Source organism: Aeromonas sp. 2HA2 (genome assembly GCF_029237345.1).
GTDB classification, from domain to species: domain Bacteria; phylum Pseudomonadota; class Gammaproteobacteria; order Enterobacterales; family Aeromonadaceae; genus Aeromonas; species Aeromonas salmonicida.
Genome location: NZ_JAACGB010000014.1, coordinates 26,150 through 43,778 on the forward strand (window position 1 = coordinate 26,150; position 17,629 = coordinate 43,778).

Sequence of the window (17,629 nt, forward strand, 5' to 3'; positions counted from 1 at the left end):
ATGTACTAGTTCAGTGTTTAAGCAGCAGCACGACTAGGATAGGTGAGATTACCAAAATGAACCTAGATGATTTTAATCGTGAACTCGGAAGTAAAACTGAAGAAGATGCTATGCTGGATTTTTGTCGAAAGCATGTTCTGCATGGTACACCATATGTATTTAACATGAGGGATGAGGACTTCTATGAATTTAGGAAAAAAATCGCAAACAAATTCAACATTCCATTTCATGAAGTATATATAACCGGCTCAGCTAAATTAGGTTTTAGTCCCTTCAAGAATAAAATTTTTGACTATGATTCTGATATCGATGTAGCTCTGGTATCTCCAACTCTATTTGATACACTGATGAAAGATATAGCCAAGTATCAAATGATGATAAGACAGAACAGAAGAGTAGTTCAAGAAAAGGAATTGGATACATATCATTCTTTTTTAGAGTATGTTGCTCTCGGTTGGATTAGGCCGGATAAATTACCAATCTCATTCCAAATGAGAGCGATTAAAGATGATTGGTTTGATTTTTTTAGAAGCATATCGAATGGCAAGTCAGAGGTTGGTAACTATCCTGTAAATGCCGGTGTTTTTAAAAGCCATCAACACTTGGAAGATTACATGCTCTCTGGTCTGAACAATTTAAAAAAGCAAAGAACACAAGGATATAAATAATGGCAGCTCAAATTAAACCGTCAGTTACAAATCCTACCATTGCTGATATATATGAAAAAATAGATACTCACAGGTTAGAGCTTGCGCCTAATTTTCAAAGAAAGTTTGTTTGGACACACGAGCACCAAGAGGCTTTCTTGGATACCATACTGAATGGGTTCCCCTTCCCTGAAATATATGTTTGTCAAGGCTCGACAGACACGAAAAAATTACGAACAACCCAAAAGGTAATTGATGGACAACAGCGACTAACCACTATAAAAAACTACATAGAAAATGAGTTTAAAAAGAGTTTAAAAAGCATCCCAAGCTTTGATGAATTGAGCGAGGAAGCTCGAGAAAACTTTCTTTCTTATCAGGTCGTTGTACGAGACATTGGCAAGGTTGAAGATGATTTAGTCAGAGAAATATTCCGCCGAATAAACCTGACCAAATTCAAACTGGATAACATTGAAATTCACAATGCCATTTACGATGGTAAGTTTATTCAAATTGCTAAAGAACTTGCAAATGAAGTTGCGCTTGAGGAATTTGGCGTATTTCATGAATCAGAATTTACACGTATGGCAGATGTTCACTTCTTCTTACAGGTCATGTCCACTCTTGTGAGAGGCGGATACTATCCCAGAGATAATGAAGTTGAGAAGTGTGTAGCAGAATTCAACGAAGCATTCCCTGATTCACATAAGATAAAATCACAAATACTCAAATCAGTAGCAATAATCCAAGGGTTAGGTTTGGAAGCAGATTCGATTTGGTTTAGAAAATCATGTTTCTTCACTCTCGTAGTGGAACTCTGCACAACCGATACCCTTCCTAGTGATATATTAAACAGGCTAAATGCTTTTGATAATGCAGTTCTCGCAAGTAAAAATGCGAAAGACACTGATCACGGAGCTTTTTATCACTCAATGTATTCTGGTACGAATGATAGAAAGGCTAGGGTTATTCGATCAGAGGCTTTTAGGAAATATATCCTAGGGTAGAAAAATTTGTCCCCAAACCTTTTTGACAACGGCGTAGCTGGTAAGGCTACGCCGTGTTTGTTAGGTGAAGGTATCTGATCACTTGACTAGTTTGCTCTCCATCACCCCTTGCTTGCCTTCCTCTTCACTGACCTGACTCAGCTTGGAGCGGGCCATCAGCAGGCCCATTTTGACCTCCTGCCAGACGTAGTAGTTTTTACCCGCCTCGGTGCTGAGAGTCAGGGTGGCATCGTTCTCCGACTTGGAGGTGATGGTGTGGCTGCCCGGCGTCACCTGCTTGAGGATATAGGTGTGGGCAACTGTGTCGCCGACCGCCATACCATCCACCAGCACCGGCATTTTAACGGCCGCCCCGAAGGTCTCGTTGCGATAGATATAGAGGTTGGCCGCATCCTTGGGCGCCACAAACTGCTTGGCCTGCACGTCTGCGGTGGCATCAGCCATGGGTACGGAAGCACAACCGGAAAGCAGCGCCGCCGACAGCAGGGCGGCACCCATCATTATTTGCCTGAACATAGTTTTTGTTTTTAGTGGGTTAATGGGGTTTAAAGGTTCGCATGGGGCTTGGTTGGCTGGCAATTGCCCATTGCCGTTCAAGCCGTGACCCGCTTCTCTTTTCCGGGAATTAATCGAGGCCGATATGCAACGTCTCTCCTCGGGCTGGCCAGTTGCTGCGATAGTGGCGAGAGGATGACTTTTCTGGAGAGAGACAATGCAGGCATTGATCACCACGGCTCACCACACCGATTATCCCAATCCCATCGCCTTTCGAGCCGGGGAACGGGTGCGCATCGGTCACGAGGATGACGAATTTCCGGGCTGGGTGCGCACCTTGACCACAGACGGCAACGAGGGATGGGCGCCCCTGTCACTGCTGACCCTTGCCGCAGAAGGGGAGGCGCTGGCACAGCAGGATTACACCGCCCGCGAGCTGGATGTGGTGGTGGGGGAACGGGTACGGGTGGAGCGCGAGCTGGCAGGCTGGCTTTGGGTACATAACGAAGCAGGGCAATCAGGCTGGATACCGGCAAGCGCCATCGCGCCAGTCTCTTGAGGTCGTTGATGGTGGCGGGTGAGGTGTTGTGATCACCCGCCGGAACGATATGGCACAGCAGACAGACGGATGCAGTGTGAATGCTGCGCTGCTCTCTCAATCAAGAGGAGGAGTTTTTCCCTGTCGCATCAGCTGATAAATCAGACGGCCATGTTCTTTGCGATAGATGTCACTGTGCGCGCCACCACCACTTAGATAGGCGTTCTCACTGATGAGACTGCTCGCATCGATATAGGTGATGTTGCTGCGGGCTGAGCCGCTGACACCGAACAGGTTACCGTGATGATCGGCGAAGGCGCAGCGAATAAGGGTGTTGGTATTGGAGCAAATATCTGCATAGCTCCTGGCATCGCCGGCATAGCCTCCCCCGGGCGCCTTGCTCATGGCTTGGTCATTGATCGATGCCGTCAGCGCTACCTGCTTGACCAGAGGGCAAAATACCGTCGCTGAGGTCGATGTGGCGTTATCGGTCAGCTGGGTCAGTTTAAAGGCTCCTTGCAGGTTGATCAGGTTATCAATGCCCGCAGTGGGGGGCTGGTAGTGATCCTGATAAATGGCCGGACCAAAGCAGGCAGCCACATTGGAAGCGCGGCTGCCAAAGCTATGGCCAATCAGCGAGGTCGTGAGTTGCGCTTGCTGGGCTTGAGGCAATGCGGCTTTTACTTCCGGCAGTGTCTGCTGTATCAGCACTCCCAGCCAGCTCAGGCCGAGTTCGTCGGCGTCGCCGGCCTTGGTGGGGAAGCTGGTGAGTCGATAAATCGGTTCAATCCAACTGCTGCTCCATTGGCTAGGCCAGGTGACACCGATAACCAGGGGATTGAAATCGGCAGGGGCACTGCGTTTCACATTGAGCATGATGGAGTTGAAGTTGCGAATGGCCTCTTCTTGCACCGTATTCCAGCCCATGACAATGACCACAATGTCGCTGTAAGGCTTGCCTGTGTTGGCCTGCGTCATCAGGCGCTGAATCATGCTCTGTTTTAACAGCTTCAGGGCATCCCAACTGTCGTCATAACCACAGACCTCTTTATCCTGGCAACGCCGATGCGTGGTGGCCATCGGTAGCATATTCTGCTCGGCGCAGGGTTCAACCAGCTGGGATTGTGCGGGCTCCAGTCGTTGATAAAGGTTATACAAGGCACAGGTATGGTTTTCGGCGGATTGGGGCTGGGCCTGCTCTCGCAGAATATGCGAGATATACAACAACTTGGGCTGGTTTAATAATGCGTCTGTTGATGTCTTTAAGGTCTTCTCTGAGGGGGTACTGACCTTCACGCTTTGCGGTGTAGAGACCAGATCTCGCGGGCTTTTTTCCACGCCAATCAGATAACCATCAAAACGCAAACTCAGTTCATCCGGATAATAAAGAACAGAGTGATACAGCATTGTGGTTTCACCATCCGTACTCAATTGCTTTTCTGCCGAGGCAAGCCGGCGTTGAGGGGTATTGGTACAACCCTGTAATAACAGACAGACGATCAGAAGGATTTTCCCGTACATGATTCACTCTCCTTGTTATATGGCACCCCGATGAGGGTAGTCCGTACAGGTGAGTAGATGTAGTGGAAGGGGTTGAGCCACCCCCTATTCATGGCGATCCCCGTGCCGATAGCGTGCATGCTCCCATGACGCGGCGTGGGGACGGAGGTAGAGCGTAGAAACCCGGCCGCCAGACGGGGCGCAGTGGCCGGGTGAATTGTAAAGAGTAGGGTGACAGGGAAAGGGATCAGCCTAGTCTAATCAACTCGATGGGCGCGTAGCGCTCTTGAGTGTTTGCCAGCAGTACACATTTCTCATGCTCCGCCTGATAGGGGGTCATGTTGTCGGTGTGGGCCTCTTTCAGAATGTCGACGGCGCCGGTGGCGGCAATCATCACACGCTGACCCAGCTTCAGCGCATTGCGGTTTCGGTCATAGATTTTCATGGCACTCTCCTTTTCTGGTGTTGTACCCAGTTGGATGCCCGGGCTGCGGGATCAGCCTACGCCCCTGAAAAAGCGTGATGCATGTTACAGATCAAAAAAGAGCCAAAGAAGGACTCAGGGTGCCGGCAGCCTCGAGTAAATCTGGGACATCCATCTTTCTGAGTAAGCCGTAGCCAGGTTGGTGATAGGTAAAAGATGGGTGTCCCAATATGCAGCTTCCTGTCTATGGGCATACCTTGTCGCGGCGGTTGTGGGGTGGGGGTGATACTGCAGGGGGATGCGCTATAGTGGTGCCGCTCGTTTAACTGCCTTCAACCAACCGAGAACGCACCATGAACCGTGATATTGCTGCCCAGTTTATCAAGATGTTGACCAACCTCGACCTGTGCCTGGCCAAGGCCGCCGCCCATGCCGAGGCGAAGCAGTTCAATGTGGAGAATTTCTTCGGCGATCGGCTGATCGTCGACATGCTGCCACTCAGCAAGCAGGTGCTGATCTGCTGCGATTCGGCTCGGGCCTGTGTCGCCACCGCCAGTCACGGCGAGCAGCCCGTGATGGGGGATGAGCCCAGGACAATGGCGGATCTGCGCGCCCATATCGGCAAGACCATCGCCTTTTTGCAGAGCAAGCTGGATGCCGATTTCAGCCAGTTCGAGAGCGGTCGCTACGTCCCCCACTGGGCGGGCGGCAAGGGGATGGACGGTCATACCTGCGTCCACGAGTACGCCATCCCCAACTTCTATTTCCACCTCACCATGACCTATGCCCTGCTGCGCCGGGCCGGGGTCGATCTCGGCAAGCGGGATTATCTGGGCGCCATCAAGCTGCAATAAGCCGCACTCAGGTACGAAACAGTCTGCCTGCTGGCAGACTTTTTTTATCCGCAAACGGGGGGAAGACAGATCTGTCGGCATGGCCGCTGGCGACGGCTCTGGGCATAAAGGCGTGGTCTTCGACTCTCGCGCGGTTACAATCCAGCGTCAAAGTAGAAAGGGTAATAAAAACATGAAGATTCGAGTAATTATGTTGGCGGCCTTGCTGTGCCATGGCGCCGTGCAGGCGCAGGAAAGCGTTGCTGCCAGCTGGCCCGACACCCCCGTCACCCGTCTCAAGGCGCAGGCGCTGCTGCAGACCCTCAATGCCACCCTGCTCAGCAACCCGAGCGCCACCGTCACCCTGCAAAACTGGTGCGCCGACCACCGGATGGCCGGTGAGCCGCGTATCCGCGCCCTGCGTGATCAGCGTACCCGCAAACCGGCCGACGCTGCCGTCCGCGAGCAGCTCAAGATCGCCGCCGATGAGCCCGTCGGCTATCGCCGGGTACAGCTCGCCTGCGGCGATCATGTCTTCTCCGAAGCGGACAACTGGTACGTGCAAAGCCGCCTCACACCGGAGATGAACCGGCTCCTCGACACCAGCGATACCCCGTTTGGCCTGGCCGTCAAGGCGCTGAACTTCAGCCGCCGTACCCTCTCTTCCACCCTGCTGTGGGCGCCCCTGCCGGCCGGTTGGGAGATGCAGATGCCCACCCTCACCAGCAGTGACCAGCCGCTGGCGATCCCCGAGCGGGTGCTGCAGCATAGCGCCATCCTCTCACGGGGTGATGGCGTACCGTTCAGCCTGGTGGTCGAGACCTATCGCCGCGATCTCTTCGCCTTCCCGCTGGACAACGCTCTCGGCCGCTGAGCCCGGATGGCGGCCGGGCGCACCTAGGCCGCTAGCAATAAAAAAGCCTGCCAGCTGGCAGGCTCTTGCGTGGGCACCACTCAGCCCGGCGGGATCTCGGGTTCGACCAGGGCAGCCAGCTGGGTCAGGGATTCCTGCCAGCTGAGATAGCACATCTCCACCGGTATGACCTCGGGGATCCCGGCCTGCTCGATGGCAAGCTCGGTGCCGCAAAGCACCCCGGTCAGGCTGATGGTCACCTGCATCATCCCTGGCAGGTTGGGGTCGTCGAAGCTGTCGGTGTAGTGGATGCGCTTGCCCGGCTCCAGTTCGAGGTACTCGCCGCCAAAGGCGTGGGCATGCCCGCTGGCAAAATTGCAGAATGACATCCGAAACGAGCCGCCAACCCGAGCCTCCAGATGCGCCACCTGGCAGGTAAAGCCGTGGGGCGGCAGCCACTTGGCCAGCGCATCCGCTTCGATAAAGGCCCGATAGACCCGCATCGGCGGCGCCTTGAGCACCCTGTGCAGTCGTACTGTTCCCGTCGTCATGATCAACGCCTCCTGATTGAGATCCGCATCAAGGATAGCCGCCAGTGCTGGGTCATTCCGGTATGACAAATCTGGCAATTCTGGGACACCCACCTTTCTGGACAGGTCATAGACAAGCGAGCTGTTGATAACTGGGTTGGTGATGGGCGAGAGGGTAACCGAGCCTGTCACCGCAATCTGATCGCTCTTGCAGGACAAGCGCCTTGTGCAAGAGAAATAGAACAAACAAAAAGGTGGGTGTCCCCAAACGCCTGCCAAAACGCCTCGCTCCTCCAACATGCCTCAAAAAGCCTCCCTTCCATCACCCAGCCCGGATCCCCTTGTCCGGTGCAGTGTCATGGTTTGACGCCGTGAGTGTGGGCGGATGCAGAAGATGTTGTGGGTGACAGAAGCGGGATGGCCCATCAAGGGAATGCGTTTGCAGACCCCTTGCAGAATGAGCCCGTCGCCTCCGGCTGCTTGGTGTTGCACCGGGTCAATAACCTTGCTGATACAGCCGCGACGCGGGCTGCAGGGGTGCCAATGCACTGACCAAGAAGACGGATTGTCAGCTGAGCCAGCAGGATCATGGTCGACGAACGCCAGATGTCGGGCTGGCTTTGCAGCATCCAGGCGGCCGATTTCATCAGCGAGCCACGCTCGCTCTGCCATATCGAAGGGGTTGTCTGTGCGTTGGAGAACAGACCAGACCCCGGATCCGGAGCACCATCACCACGGCATGGGTCGTTTATGTCATCCAATATGCAACATTTAGGAGAAAGAAATGACCATGGGAACCATTCTGCTGATCGTTCTTGTCTTGTTGTTGATCGGCGTCATTCCAAGCTGGCCGCACAGCCGAGGCTGGGGTTACGGCCCAAGCGGCGCCATTGGACTGGTGCTGACCATACTGCTCATCCTGGTCTTGCTCGGCAAGATCTAGGCAACCCAGCACCGGAGAAACCACCACATGATACAAAGCAAAGCTATCCTCATCGCCATCTCGCTGCTCCTCACACTCGGGGTGAGCGGATGCGACCAGCCAGGGTCGGCCGAACAGGCCGGCAAGAAAATTGATGACGCTGCCAGCGAGACTGGCGAGAAAGTCGATGCAACCGTCGACAAGTATGAAAACAAGATGACTGAGCAAACTGCCAAAAGTGCCCAGTCCTGGAATGACACCGAAGTGACGGCCAAGGTCAAAGCCGAGTTCCTCAGCGAGCCTGGTTTGAAGTCAATGGACATCAGTGTCAACACTGTCCAGGGTATGGTCACTCTGACCGGTACTGTCGATTCGCGAATCAACAGCGACAAGGCCAGTGCCCGTGCGATGGCCATCAGCGGCGTCAAGGGTGTCGTTAACCAGCTCGTTGTCACGGCTGTCCAATAACGCCATCGCTCATCAGCACCCAAGGAGAACACCATGGAAGTGCAAAAGGCATACAAGGAAAAGTTGAATGCTCAGCTCAATGAGTGGAGCAGTCAGATCAATCTGCTGGAAGCCAAAATGGAAAACATCTCGGCCGACCTGAAAGTCAAACGGGCGAAAGAGATCCAGGCTTTGCGTGTCAAACAGCACGCTGCCTCCGACAAGATGGATGAGCTCGGCAAGGCAAGCGGTGAATCCTGGGAGAAGGTCAAGTTGACCGCTGACAAGATGTGGAGCGACCTGAAGACTGGTCTGGCCGAAGCCCAGTTGAAATTCAAGTAAGCACTGCGTTTTAGGTCTTTGGGCCAATCTGGTCCAGCTGTGAAAATCAGGCATAAAATCATCATTCCCGCGAAAGCTGGGATGATGATTCTCTCATCTGGCCGCACACCCCGGTGACTGCGCGCTTCATTGACATATCCCATCAAGGCCGGCGCGGTTCAGCGACAGGCCGAATCGATACACACCACAGCACTACATCAGTCCGGGTCTGTGGAAAAGAACTCCCACTTGTTTGGCCCGCGATCCAGTACGCCTTTCCTGCTTCCATCACCGACGTCAGGCCGTAGGGGAGTGGCAAGATACTTCCTGAGCGTAGCGTTTGTTTTTCTTGGATAAACCAAATGAGTGGCCTCGTATAAAGCATTTTGCTGGAAATCGTTCAAATCAGGTGGGGCCTAAGGGCTTCAAAGTGGCCACTCTCTTCGCATGCTGCTCCATCACTTGAGGGGGAGTAACTGATGTCGTGATGGACGTTCATACTGCGATAGCTGTGGCTGCTGATATTACTGGCGTTGCTTAGCGGCCTGTTGTTTACGATCTCTTTTCCCCTGTTCCCGTACGTCTCCTGGTGGTCAATGCTCAGAGAGAATGAGCTCCTGGTCTGGGTTCAGGGGCACGCCTTTGCCTAGCTGGCCCTGCCCATGCCGGGGGGTATCTGACTTGTTTGCGTCCTCTGGTCACTGTTTCTGCTGACGCCGTCGCGCTTTGCTGCGCTCTGGTTATGGCAAACCTGTGACTCTGCTTTTCTGACGGCGACTACCTCGACCCGGCAGATGTAGGAGATCGTCTATTCCTCGATCCGGTTCACTGGTTGCGGCTCTCATCCTTGTTGCGTATCCGCCGTCAGCTTCTTTCGCTAACACTGTGATTTTTCAGTGGATTGGTAAGGATTTGATCAAGGTTGAGGTTATTGCGGCCATTCGCTCATATAATCGCCGCCATGAAAATGATTCGGATGGATTCGATGGTCACGCTGATGGCGGCCCTGTGCGGGCTGCTCTGCACCAGTCTGGTATGGGCGGCACCTACACCTTTTGTCGCCATTCCGACCGGTCCGTCAGCGGCCAGTGCAACAACGGCCCGGGTCGGCATGGAGCCGCTGCTCTCCTGGTTTACCGGCGAGTTTTCCAGTCGCGAGCAGGCCAGCTATGACACTCGTTTCACCAGCGCCGAGCTGCGGCTGGTGGAGATTTGGCCCGGTTATCAAGGCTTTCGCTGGGTCTATGCCGAGCAGTTCCTGACCGAGCGCTCGGTGCGCCCGTTCCGTCAGCGTATCTACCGTTTTTCTCCAGTGCCCGACGGCCGCATCCTGATGGCCGAACTGACCATGCCCAGAGCCGTCGACTTTGCCGGTGCCTGGCGCGACCCCGGACTGCTTGACTCCCTTACCCCGCAACAGCTCTCCCTGCGCCAGGGCTGCGAGGTCTGGCTGAGTCGTCAACCCTCGGGCGAGTATGCAGGCCACAGCAAGGTCGGCAGCTGCGCCACCAACTTCGGCGGTGCCAGCACACTGGTGCAATATCTCTGGGTCGGTCCCGACAGCGTCAGATTGCTGGATCGCGCCTACGACAACGAGGCCCATCAGCGATGGGGTAGCCCGGGGGAGGGTTATGTCTATCTGCGCAAGGTGAAGCAGCGCGGGGAGTAGCCGGCCTGGTCTCCCTCTTGAGCGGGCCTGTTTTGCTCACCCTGAATGGAGGGGGCAGGTAAAATAAGATTCAATTAAAGCTCGTTATGCCGCATGCTCCGTTTCTGCAGGGGGTGGGGCTGCGATCACCGTGCTCCCAACTGGCATGGTCGAGGCGATGCGCATGGCATTGCCTTTTTGCAAGGTTGACAAGATGTCCTATTACGAACACAGCGTGGCTGGTCACCCCGATGCCGAGCTGGGGCTCTGCGGCGAGCGCAAGGTGCGCTACCGGATCCATGGCTCCGAGATGGCCAGCGCGGGGATTGTGGTCTATATACCGGGATTTGGCGGTGATTTGGGTGCTTATAGCGAGGTATTTTGCGAGAAGGTGGCCGGACATCACGGCATGGCTGCCCTCTGCGTCGACTATTTTTGCATGCGGTCGCGACCGTCAGTAGGAGCAAGTATCTCGTTGCTGCCGGACGAGCGGGCACGAGCCCTCACCTTGCTGGGATTGTCACCAGAGACGGTAGACAGTGACCTGCTGCGGGCGCTGGACTGTTTCCGGCCGCGCGAGCCGCTGCGTTTTCATGGTTTGCTCACGCCCCCCGACGGCGCCTACCAGAACTTCGGTGTGATGGCGGCGCTCGATATCCTCAACGCCATTGAAGATGCCATGTGCCGTTACAATGGCAATCGCGACAACCTGATATTGGTGGGATCCTCCTATGGCGGCTATCTGGCGCAAATGGTCAACAAGTTTCGCCCCGGCTATGCCTGTGCCCTGTTCGACAACTCCTCCTGGGCCGAGCCCAATCTTGCGTATGTGGTAGGGCGGGATATAGGGGCGGTGGAGTACCAGTGTACTTTGCAAGGAGGTGTGGAGCTGGCGTTGTGCGTGTGTTCTCCCTGGCGGATGGTGGCCGGGCACCCTCATGAGTTTGACGTGGATGCCTTCATCATCCGCTCCTTCAGCGCCTCCCAGCTCGATCAGATGGCAGTGCAAGGAGGGACGGCCACCTTCTGTCTTATGGTGCATGCCATCCATGATCCCATCGCCCCCACCGAGGCCAAACTGGCCATGGCGCGAGCCATGCTGGCGCGGGGCTTCAACGCCGAGTTGGTCCTGTTCGATGAGTTCAGCATTGATGGCAACTTCATTCGCAACATGGATCACGGCATGGGGCTCTCCATGCTGCAATTTTTCGAGCAGGGGCTGGCCCTGCTCGCTGAACGCTCGCCGTACTTTCACGCCACCCGGGCAACCGAGGTAACCCTGCACGCTGGTCACTCTGTCTATCACCTGGACTTTGGTGATCCCTCGGTGCGATTGCATCGCCATCGTATCGAGAGCATGGCGCCGGCCTGACGCACTATGCCGAGGTGGGGCGTTTGCCAAAACAACAACGGGGGCTTGGCCCCCGTTGTTGTTGATATGGATGGAAAGTAGATCAGAGTTTGAACAGCGGCCGCAGGCGAATGCCGATCAGGCTGCCGGCCAGGGCCATCAGCATCCACACCCAGCCGTGCAGGCTGCCCGACGCCGTACCGTCGAAGAAGCCGCCGAGGTTGCAGGCGCTGTACATGGCGCCCATCCCCATCAGCAGGCCGCCCAGGATGGATGCCAGGCTGTTGCCGAGCCGCATCGGGGCGAAGTTGCCGCCACCGCTGATGCAGCGCGCCAGCATGGCCCCCAGGATCCCCAGCCAGAACATGCCGACCATGGGGTTGATAAAGAGCGGCTGGGCCAGTTTCGGGTTCCCCTCGAACAGGCCGAACAGGGAGGCGCCGCGCAGCGCCATGTCATAGACGGCGCCCGTGATGGTCCAGGCCGAGCCGTGCAGGGCGACCACGGAGGAGTTGAGCAGGGCGATGAGGATGCCGCCGGTCAGCACGGTGAAGCGGCCGTCGCGCCAGAACAGGTTGCCACCGCTGAAGAGGGGCTTGAGCTCGCCAGTGCGTTTGAGTTCGCTGTTGCGAAACAGCAGGAAGAGCGCGGCGACCAGCGCCAGGTTGAGCAGCATGCCGCTCCAGAGATTGCCGGTCAGATCCTTGGCCAGTACTACTTGGCTGGAGAAGGTCGCCTCCAGCTCGGGGCGGAACTGGTTGCTGATCAGGGTGCCGATACCGTAGCAAATCAGCACCAGCCAGAAGCGGGGTTGCCCCTCGCCGCAGCAGTAGAGGGTGCCGGTGGCGCAGACGCCTGCCAGCTGCATGCCGATGCCGAACAGGAAGGCACCGACGATGAAAGGAATGCCGATGGCCATCACGTTGCCCACCATGGCGTCGCCAAAGAGGGCGTGGCTAAAGGAGAGGAAGCAGGTGAACAGCAGAATTTCGATGGCGATGGTGAGCAGGTGAACCCGCACATAGTAGCTGTTGCGCTTGGTCAGCATTTCGCGCCAACCGAAGACGATGCCGAAGCGGCTGAAGGAGAGGGTGAAGCCGAAGCCGAATCCTAACAGGGCCATCAGGGCCCATTTCATACCAAAGGTGTTGCCGAGCCAGAGTAACGCTCCCCCCGCGAGTACCACGATGGGGAGCGACCATTTTCGATTCATCTTGTTGTTTCCTGTGCGTCATGTGTGAGTGGAAGCCGTGCATCCTATTCCCACATTGAGTCCGATTCCAGCGTGGATCCGCGTCTGTGGCGGAAAATGAAAGCAAAACCCCATCCTGATCAATTCCTGGAAAGGGCCCATGGCGAAATGAGTATGAATCTATTTCAGGGGCGGGAAATAATGGTGTGACGAGTGTGAAACTAATTAAATGGAAAAAGATGAATTTAAATTTTGCGCCCTTGAATGCTTTTGGGTAGAATCTCGGCGTGTTATCAACAGGTGGAAGGATATTATGGAAAGCGACAGTTGTAGCCGATTGCAAATCGCGATGTGGGCTTGCCAGAGCTGAGGTTGATATCCTTTCTTCCCCCTCACTCTGATTGCTCAGAGTGCAGCATCTATATGAGTCACCTTCGACTCTCACAACCGCTTAATCCCGGCCTTCATCAGGGATTGTCGTTGTAAATCTGGATTGTTCCGCTCACCTGCGAGCCATGCCGCCTCGCGACCCTGCAATTGAACGCTTCATCATGCGCCCCGGGTGCTGCCCGTCAGGGCTGCCACAGCGTCGGAACCGTGCATCCGTGCCGTGGCCGGGAAGTGATCGAGCGTGAAATAACAAGATGGACAATACCACATTGAAAACAGATTCGTTTTCGATAGGACAGGTTGCGAAATAAAATAATTGACGTGATTGCTTAATATATTCCGGTCGTGGCAAAGGTTGCGCCGTAATATTTCCATGGGGCGCGGTTTTCTCCGTTATCTTCACCCTCCCGGCATCGCTGACATTATTCCCTGCCCGGCATCCAGTTATTTCAAGCTGTCGTTATCCTTATTTCCTTTATGGGTGTATGCCGCTCTGGTGGCGGGATCACCGGACTCGTCCGCCGATAATACAGACCCGCGGGTCATGCTCGCCAACGACAGTGTATCTGGCTGTCAGTGGCCGCACCCGGCCCTCTCTCCACCCCACTCGGAGGATATCGTATGACCGAAGAGCCCAAGCCTCGACCCTCGGGGTCCACGCCTCCCCACGCCTGATCCCCTGCGGGTAACAGGATGCGGAGTCCTGATCCCTGATAGCCCCTACCTGCTGGCAAGCTTGCCCGACAGACATGCCGTCTGGCGGCGCCATGCCGCGCCTGCGCCAACCCGGGGCCCATTGCCTGTCTCACATTAGAACTGACGCCTGGCCTGGCCCGCGACAGGGCCTTGCTGCAAGCGAAAATCAGGATAAAGAGTTATGAAGCAACAACATACCGCCAGCCGGCACAAGCAAAAGGGATTCGTCTCCCCGGGCCGTGCCAATGAGAAGCTCTCCTCTCGGGTGCTCGATGAGGCCGACAAGTCTCTCGAGTACACCCTCACCGCCGTGCGCGGTAATATCGACGGCCTGACCTCGACCGAGGCGGCCAACCGTCTGGTCCAGTTCGGCCCCAACGAGGTGACCCACGACAAGCCGCCCCATCCGCTGATCCAGCTGATGCAGGCGTTCAAGAACCCCTTCGTGATGGTGCTGATCGTGCTCGGGCTGGTCAGTTACGTGATGGACGTGCTGATGGCCGAGCCGGGTGACGAGGATTGGGTCAAGGTGATCATCCTCGGCGTCATGGTCAGCCTGAGCGGCCTGCTCCGCTTCTGGCAGGAGTACCGCTCGGCCAAGGCGGCCGAAACCCTCAAGTCGCTGGTGCGCAACACCGCCACCGTGCTGCGCCGCCCTTCGCCGGGGGCCCCCTCCCTGCGCAAGGAGGTGGCGATGGTCGAGCTGGTGGCCGGTGACATAGTGCACCTGCAGGCGGGGGACATGATCCCTGCCGACATCAAGCTGATCGAATCCCGCGATCTCTTCATCAGTCAGGCGGTGTTGACCGGTGAAGCGCTGCCGGTGGAGAAGTACGACACCCTGGGGGCCGTGGCCGAGAAGTCGGCGGACGGCAGCAGCACGGGAGAGGTGGGCCTGCTCGACTTGCCCAACATCTGCTTCATGGGCACCAACGTGGTGAGCGGCACCGCCAAGGCGGTGGTGGTGGCGACCGGCAGCGACACCTACTTCGGTTCGCTGGCCCGCAACGTGGTGAGCCACAAGCGCATCGAAACCAGCTTCGATCGGGGCGTGAACAGCGTCACCCGGCTGCTGATCCGCTTCATGCTGGTGATGGTGCCCGTGGTCTTCATGCTGAGCGGCGTCAGCAGTGGTGACTGGATGTCGGCGCTGACCTTCGCGCTGGCGGTGGCGGTGGGGCTGACCCCGGAGATGCTGCCGATGATCGTCTCCGCCAACCTGGCGCGGGGCGCCGTGGCCATGGCCAAACGCAAGGTGGTGGTCAAGCGGCTCAACTCGGTGCAGAACTTTGGTGCCATGGACGTGCTCTGCACCGACAAGACGGGCACCCTGACCCAGGACAAGATCATCCTGGAGCACCACTACGACGTGCGTGGCAGCCGGGACGACAGGATCCTGCAGCTGGCCTGGCTCAACAGTTATCATCAGAGCGGCATGAAGAACCTGATGGACATCGCGGTGATCGAGCACGCCGATGTGCTGGGTGACAGCTGCAAGCCGGGCAACTACAGCAAGGTGGATGAGCTGCCGTTCGACTTCGTGCGTCGTCGCCTGTCGGTAATAGTGCAGGATGATCTGGGCCAGCAGCTGATGGTCTCCAAGGGGGCGGTCGAGGAGATGCTCTCCGTCTCCAGCCACATCGACGACGGCAAGCAGATCCGCGAGCTGGATGAGATTGAGCGCCGTGCCCTGCTGCGCCGCAGCGAGGAGTACAACGCCGACGGTTATCGGGTGTTGATAGTGGCGACCCGGGATATCCCGGCTGCCGAGTGCAAGCAGAGCTATCAGACCCGTGACGAGGCCGGACTGGTGGTGCGCGGCTTCCTCACTTTCTTCGATCCACCCAAGGATTCAGCCGCCCCGGCCATCCGTGCGCTGAATGACTACGGCGTGGCGGTCAAGGTGCTGACCGGCGACAATCCCATCATCACCAGCAAGGTGTGTCGCGATGTGGGGCTGAACCCGGGGGTGCCGTTGCTCGGCAAGGACATAGAGGTGATGGACGACGTGGCGCTGTGCGAGGCGGTCAAGCAGACCACCATCTTCGCCAAGCTCACCCCGCTGCAGAAGTCGCGGGTGGTGAAGGCGCTGCAGGCCAACGGCAATACCGTCGGTTTCCTCGGTGACGGCATCAACGATGCGCCGGCGCTGCGGGATGCGGACGTGGGGATCTCGGTGGACAGCGGTGCCGATATCGCCAAGGAGACCGCCGACATCATCCTGCTGGAGAAGAGCCTGATGGTGCTGGAGGAGGGGGTGATCAAGGGGCGCGAGACCTTTGGCAATATCCTGAAGTACCTCAACATGACCGCCAGCTCCAACTTCGGCAACGTCTTCTCGGTGCTGGTCGCCTCCGCCTGGCTGCCCTGGGCGCCTATGCTGGCGATGCAGATGCTGATCCAGAACCTGGTGTATGACGTCTCCCAGATGCTGCTGCCCTGGGACAAGATGGATCCCGAGTTCCTCAAGCGCCCGCGCAAGTGGGAAGCCAGCAACATCAAGCGCTTCATGCTCTGGCTCGGCCCGACCTCCTCGGTGTTCGACATCAGCACCTTCTGCCTGATGTGGTTCGTGTTCGGAGCTGGCGCCCTGTATGCCACCGCCAACGGCAGCATGGATCCCCTGGTCAACGGTCAGGCCATCATGAACTCCGGCTGGTTCATCGAGGGGCTGGTCTCCCAGACGCTGGTGGTGCACATGCTGCGGACCCGCAAGATCCCCTTCCTGCAGAGCACGGCCACTTTGCCGGTGCTGTTGTCGACCTCCATCGCCATCGCCATCGGCTGCTACCTGCCGTTCTCGCCGCTGGCGGAGCACTTCGGCTTCATCACCCTGGAAGCGCCCAGGTACTTCATGTGGCTGGTGATCACCATGCTGGCCTACATGGGGCTGACCCAGGCGATCAAGACGATCTACATCAAGCGCCACGGTCAGTGGTTCTGACGGGATAAGCCTGGTCATCAAGCACCACAGTCAGTGGTGCCTGGTGTGAACAAGATTGCCATGCGGGGCCGGCCCGTGTGAACGCAAAGAGGGATGGCTCAGGCCATCCCTCTTTTTCATGGGGGCGGGAGGAGGTCAGTGCGGGACCAGGGCATAGGCTTCGCCGGCCATACCGGTCAGGATGGAGAGGCTGACGGCGCCGAACAGCAGGCCCGTGACCAGATTGAGTGGGCGCTGGATCCGGCCAAGCAGGCGCTGGGCCCGCGGGGTGGAGAGGCTCCAGGCCAGCACGCCGAACCAGACCAGAGAGAGCAGGAACAGCTCCAGCACCAGCAGGCCGCGCGTCAGCCCATCCACCTGCGGCGTCACCATGGCCGCCAGCAGTCCCATGAAGAACAGCAGCGCCTTGGGATTGAGCAGATTGGTGGCAAGCCCGCTCCCTATCCCCTTGCGCCAGCCTTGCTGCTCACCGCCAGCCTTGAGGGCCAGAGTTGCCGAGCTGTGCCAGGCGGCCTTGAGCGCCCCCCAGCCGAGCCAACCTAGATAGAGGGCGCCGACCACCTTCACCGCCATGAAGAGCCAGGGATGTTCGGCGATCAGCAGGCTGATGCCGGTCAGGCTGAGGGTGGCGTGCAGCAAGATGGCGAGTGCTATGCCGAGCGCCGCCCCCAGTGCCGTTGGCCTGTGCAGGCTGGTACGCAAGATCAGCGCGAAGTCCGGCCCAGGGCTCGCCAGGGCGATCAGGTGGATGAGACCTATGGTCAGAAACAGGCTGGTGAACATGGTAAAACCTCGATGACGGTATGAGGTGACAGCATGGGGGATCAGGGCGGGGAGGCGATTGTAAATGATTGCATCTGTTGATGGTTATCGGCCGCGCTGGGCTGTCAT

The 17,629-nt window shown here is 57.0% G+C and carries 17 protein-coding genes; 11 read left to right on the top strand and 6 right to left on the bottom strand.

Annotated elements, in window-relative coordinates:
• The first annotated feature begins 56 nt into the window (after nucleotides 1-56).
• Nucleotides 57-668, top strand: a complete 612-nt coding sequence (locus tag GWQ29_RS16705; protein WP_169047185.1) for a hypothetical protein — start codon at nucleotides 57-59, stop codon at nucleotides 666-668.
• Nucleotides 668-1,654, top strand: a complete 987-nt coding sequence (locus tag GWQ29_RS16710) for a DUF262 domain-containing protein (RefSeq protein WP_169047186.1) — start codon at nucleotides 668-670, stop codon at nucleotides 1,652-1,654. The genes GWQ29_RS16705 and GWQ29_RS16710 overlap by 1 nt, the downstream gene beginning before the upstream one ends.
• A gap of 78 nt (nucleotides 1,655-1,732) precedes the next feature.
• On the opposite strand, the gene GWQ29_RS16715 is transcribed toward GWQ29_RS16710, so the two are convergent.
• Nucleotides 1,733-2,170 (bottom strand): DUF2846 domain-containing protein, encoded by a 438-nt coding sequence (locus GWQ29_RS16715; protein ID WP_169047187.1) that lies wholly within the window; start codon nucleotides 2,168-2,170, stop codon nucleotides 1,733-1,735.
• Between the two features lie 196 nt (nucleotides 2,171-2,366).
• Between GWQ29_RS16715 and GWQ29_RS16720 the strand changes: the two genes are divergently transcribed.
• Complete coding sequence (locus GWQ29_RS16720; protein ID WP_169047188.1) at nucleotides 2,367-2,708, top strand: ligand-binding protein SH3; 342 nt, start codon at nucleotides 2,367-2,369, stop codon at nucleotides 2,706-2,708.
• A 96-nt stretch (nucleotides 2,709-2,804) separates the two neighbouring features.
• Here GWQ29_RS16720 and GWQ29_RS16725 read toward each other — a convergent pair whose 3' ends face one another.
• Together GWQ29_RS16725 and ydfZ are read right to left on the bottom strand one after the other, a co-directional pair.
• Nucleotides 2,805-4,208 (bottom strand): hypothetical protein, encoded by a 1,404-nt coding sequence (locus tag GWQ29_RS16725; protein WP_169047189.1) that lies wholly within the window; start codon nucleotides 4,206-4,208, stop codon nucleotides 2,805-2,807.
• A gap of 226 nt (nucleotides 4,209-4,434) precedes the next feature.
• Entirely contained in the window at nucleotides 4,435-4,632 is a 198-nt protein-coding gene (gene ydfZ / locus GWQ29_RS16730) for a putative selenium delivery protein YdfZ (protein WP_265431981.1), read from the bottom strand.
• A 332-nt stretch (nucleotides 4,633-4,964) separates the two neighbouring features.
• Here ydfZ and GWQ29_RS16735 point away from each other — a divergent pair, with 332 nt between their 5' ends.
• Entirely contained in the window at nucleotides 4,965-5,465 is a 501-nt protein-coding gene (locus GWQ29_RS16735; protein ID WP_111589570.1) for a DUF1993 domain-containing protein, read from the top strand.
• A gap of 187 nt (nucleotides 5,466-5,652) precedes the next feature.
• The gene (locus tag GWQ29_RS16740) at nucleotides 5,653-6,318 is read left to right on the top strand and encodes a hypothetical protein (protein ID WP_322740378.1); all 666 of its coding nucleotides are present in this window, start codon (nucleotides 5,653-5,655) and stop codon (nucleotides 6,316-6,318) included.
• A gap of 80 nt (nucleotides 6,319-6,398) precedes the next feature.
• On the opposite strand, the gene GWQ29_RS16745 is transcribed toward GWQ29_RS16740, so the two are convergent.
• On the bottom strand, nucleotides 6,399-6,848 hold the full coding sequence (locus GWQ29_RS16745; RefSeq protein WP_275919887.1) for an SRPBCC family protein: 450 nt from the start codon (nucleotides 6,846-6,848) through the stop codon (nucleotides 6,399-6,401).
• 769 nt (nucleotides 6,849-7,617) lie between these two features.
• On the opposite strand from GWQ29_RS16745, the gene GWQ29_RS16750 reads away from it, so the two are divergent.
• The 5 genes from GWQ29_RS16750 to GWQ29_RS16770 all read left to right on the top strand — a co-directional run bounded on the left by GWQ29_RS16750 (nucleotide 7,618) and on the right by GWQ29_RS16770 (nucleotide 11,537).
• A complete protein-coding gene (locus tag GWQ29_RS16750) occupies nucleotides 7,618-7,770 on the top strand; it encodes a DUF3309 family protein (protein ID WP_196764779.1) in 153 nt (50 codons plus the stop codon).
• Between the two features lie 27 nt (nucleotides 7,771-7,797).
• Entirely contained in the window at nucleotides 7,798-8,217 is a 420-nt protein-coding gene (locus tag GWQ29_RS16755; protein ID WP_275919888.1) for a BON domain-containing protein, read from the top strand.
• Nucleotides 8,218-8,250: 33 nt separating this feature from the next.
• A complete protein-coding gene (locus tag GWQ29_RS16760; RefSeq protein ID WP_275919889.1) occupies nucleotides 8,251-8,538 on the top strand; it encodes a hypothetical protein in 288 nt (95 codons plus the stop codon).
• A gap of 964 nt (nucleotides 8,539-9,502) precedes the next feature.
• Nucleotides 9,503-10,186: a chromophore lyase CpcT/CpeT gene (locus GWQ29_RS16765; protein ID WP_275919919.1), complete on the top strand. Its 684-nt coding sequence runs from the start codon at nucleotides 9,503-9,505 to the stop codon at nucleotides 10,184-10,186.
• A 145-nt stretch (nucleotides 10,187-10,331) separates the two neighbouring features.
• Nucleotides 10,332-11,537, top strand: a complete 1,206-nt coding sequence (locus GWQ29_RS16770; RefSeq protein ID WP_345893363.1) for a DUF2920 family protein — start codon at nucleotides 10,332-10,334, stop codon at nucleotides 11,535-11,537.
• An 82-nt stretch (nucleotides 11,538-11,619) separates the two neighbouring features.
• Here the strand turns inward: GWQ29_RS16770 and GWQ29_RS16775 are convergent, their stop codons facing one another.
• The gene (locus tag GWQ29_RS16775; protein ID WP_275919891.1) at nucleotides 11,620-12,729 is read right to left on the bottom strand and encodes a YeeE/YedE thiosulfate transporter family protein; all 1,110 of its coding nucleotides are present in this window, start codon (nucleotides 12,727-12,729) and stop codon (nucleotides 11,620-11,622) included.
• Between the two features lie 1,246 nt (nucleotides 12,730-13,975).
• On the opposite strand from GWQ29_RS16775, the gene mgtA reads away from it, so the two are divergent.
• Entirely contained in the window at nucleotides 13,976-16,738 is a 2,763-nt protein-coding gene (gene mgtA, locus GWQ29_RS16780; protein ID WP_275919892.1) for a magnesium-translocating P-type ATPase, read from the top strand.
• Between the two features lie 135 nt (nucleotides 16,739-16,873).
• Here mgtA and GWQ29_RS16785 read toward each other — a convergent pair whose 3' ends face one another.
• A complete protein-coding gene (locus GWQ29_RS16785; protein WP_005319980.1) occupies nucleotides 16,874-17,521 on the bottom strand; it encodes a LysE family transporter in 648 nt (215 codons plus the stop codon).
• Nucleotides 17,522-17,629 lie beyond the last annotated feature (108 nt).

Bases quoted from the DNA above. Each gene is read 5' to 3' on its own strand.
- GWQ29_RS16765 (WP_275919919.1), top strand. From the start codon at position 9,503: ATGGTCACGCTGATGGCGGCCCTGTGCGGGCTGCTCTGCACCAGTCTG.
- GWQ29_RS16715 (WP_169047187.1), bottom strand. From the start codon at position 2,170: ATGTTCAGGCAAATAATGATGGGTGCCGCCCTGCTGTCGGCGGCGCTG.
- GWQ29_RS16735 (WP_111589570.1), top strand. From the start codon at position 4,965: ATGAACCGTGATATTGCTGCCCAGTTTATCAAGATGTTGACCAACCTC.
- GWQ29_RS16705 (WP_169047185.1), top strand. From the start codon at position 57: ATGAACCTAGATGATTTTAATCGTGAACTCGGAAGTAAAACTGAAGAA.
- GWQ29_RS16710 (WP_169047186.1), top strand. From the start codon at position 668: ATGGCAGCTCAAATTAAACCGTCAGTTACAAATCCTACCATTGCTGAT.
- GWQ29_RS16760 (WP_275919889.1), top strand. From the start codon at position 8,251: ATGGAAGTGCAAAAGGCATACAAGGAAAAGTTGAATGCTCAGCTCAAT.
- ydfZ (WP_265431981.1), bottom strand. From the start codon at position 4,632: ATGAAAATCTATGACCGAAACCGCAATGCGCTGAAGCTGGGTCAGCGT.
- GWQ29_RS16775 (WP_275919891.1), bottom strand. From the start codon at position 12,729: ATGAATCGAAAATGGTCGCTCCCCATCGTGGTACTCGCGGGGGGAGCG.
- GWQ29_RS16755 (WP_275919888.1), top strand. From the start codon at position 7,798: ATGATACAAAGCAAAGCTATCCTCATCGCCATCTCGCTGCTCCTCACA.
- GWQ29_RS16725 (WP_169047189.1), bottom strand. From the start codon at position 4,208: ATGTACGGGAAAATCCTTCTGATCGTCTGTCTGTTATTACAGGGTTGT.
- mgtA (WP_275919892.1), top strand. From the start codon at position 13,976: ATGAAGCAACAACATACCGCCAGCCGGCACAAGCAAAAGGGATTCGTC.
- GWQ29_RS16750 (WP_196764779.1), top strand. From the start codon at position 7,618: ATGGGAACCATTCTGCTGATCGTTCTTGTCTTGTTGTTGATCGGCGTC.
- GWQ29_RS16770 (WP_345893363.1), top strand. From the start codon at position 10,332: ATGGTCGAGGCGATGCGCATGGCATTGCCTTTTTGCAAGGTTGACAAG.
- GWQ29_RS16745 (WP_275919887.1), bottom strand. From the start codon at position 6,848: ATGACGACGGGAACAGTACGACTGCACAGGGTGCTCAAGGCGCCGCCG.
- GWQ29_RS16720 (WP_169047188.1), top strand. From the start codon at position 2,367: ATGCAGGCATTGATCACCACGGCTCACCACACCGATTATCCCAATCCC.
- GWQ29_RS16785 (WP_005319980.1), bottom strand. From the start codon at position 17,521: ATGTTCACCAGCCTGTTTCTGACCATAGGTCTCATCCACCTGATCGCC.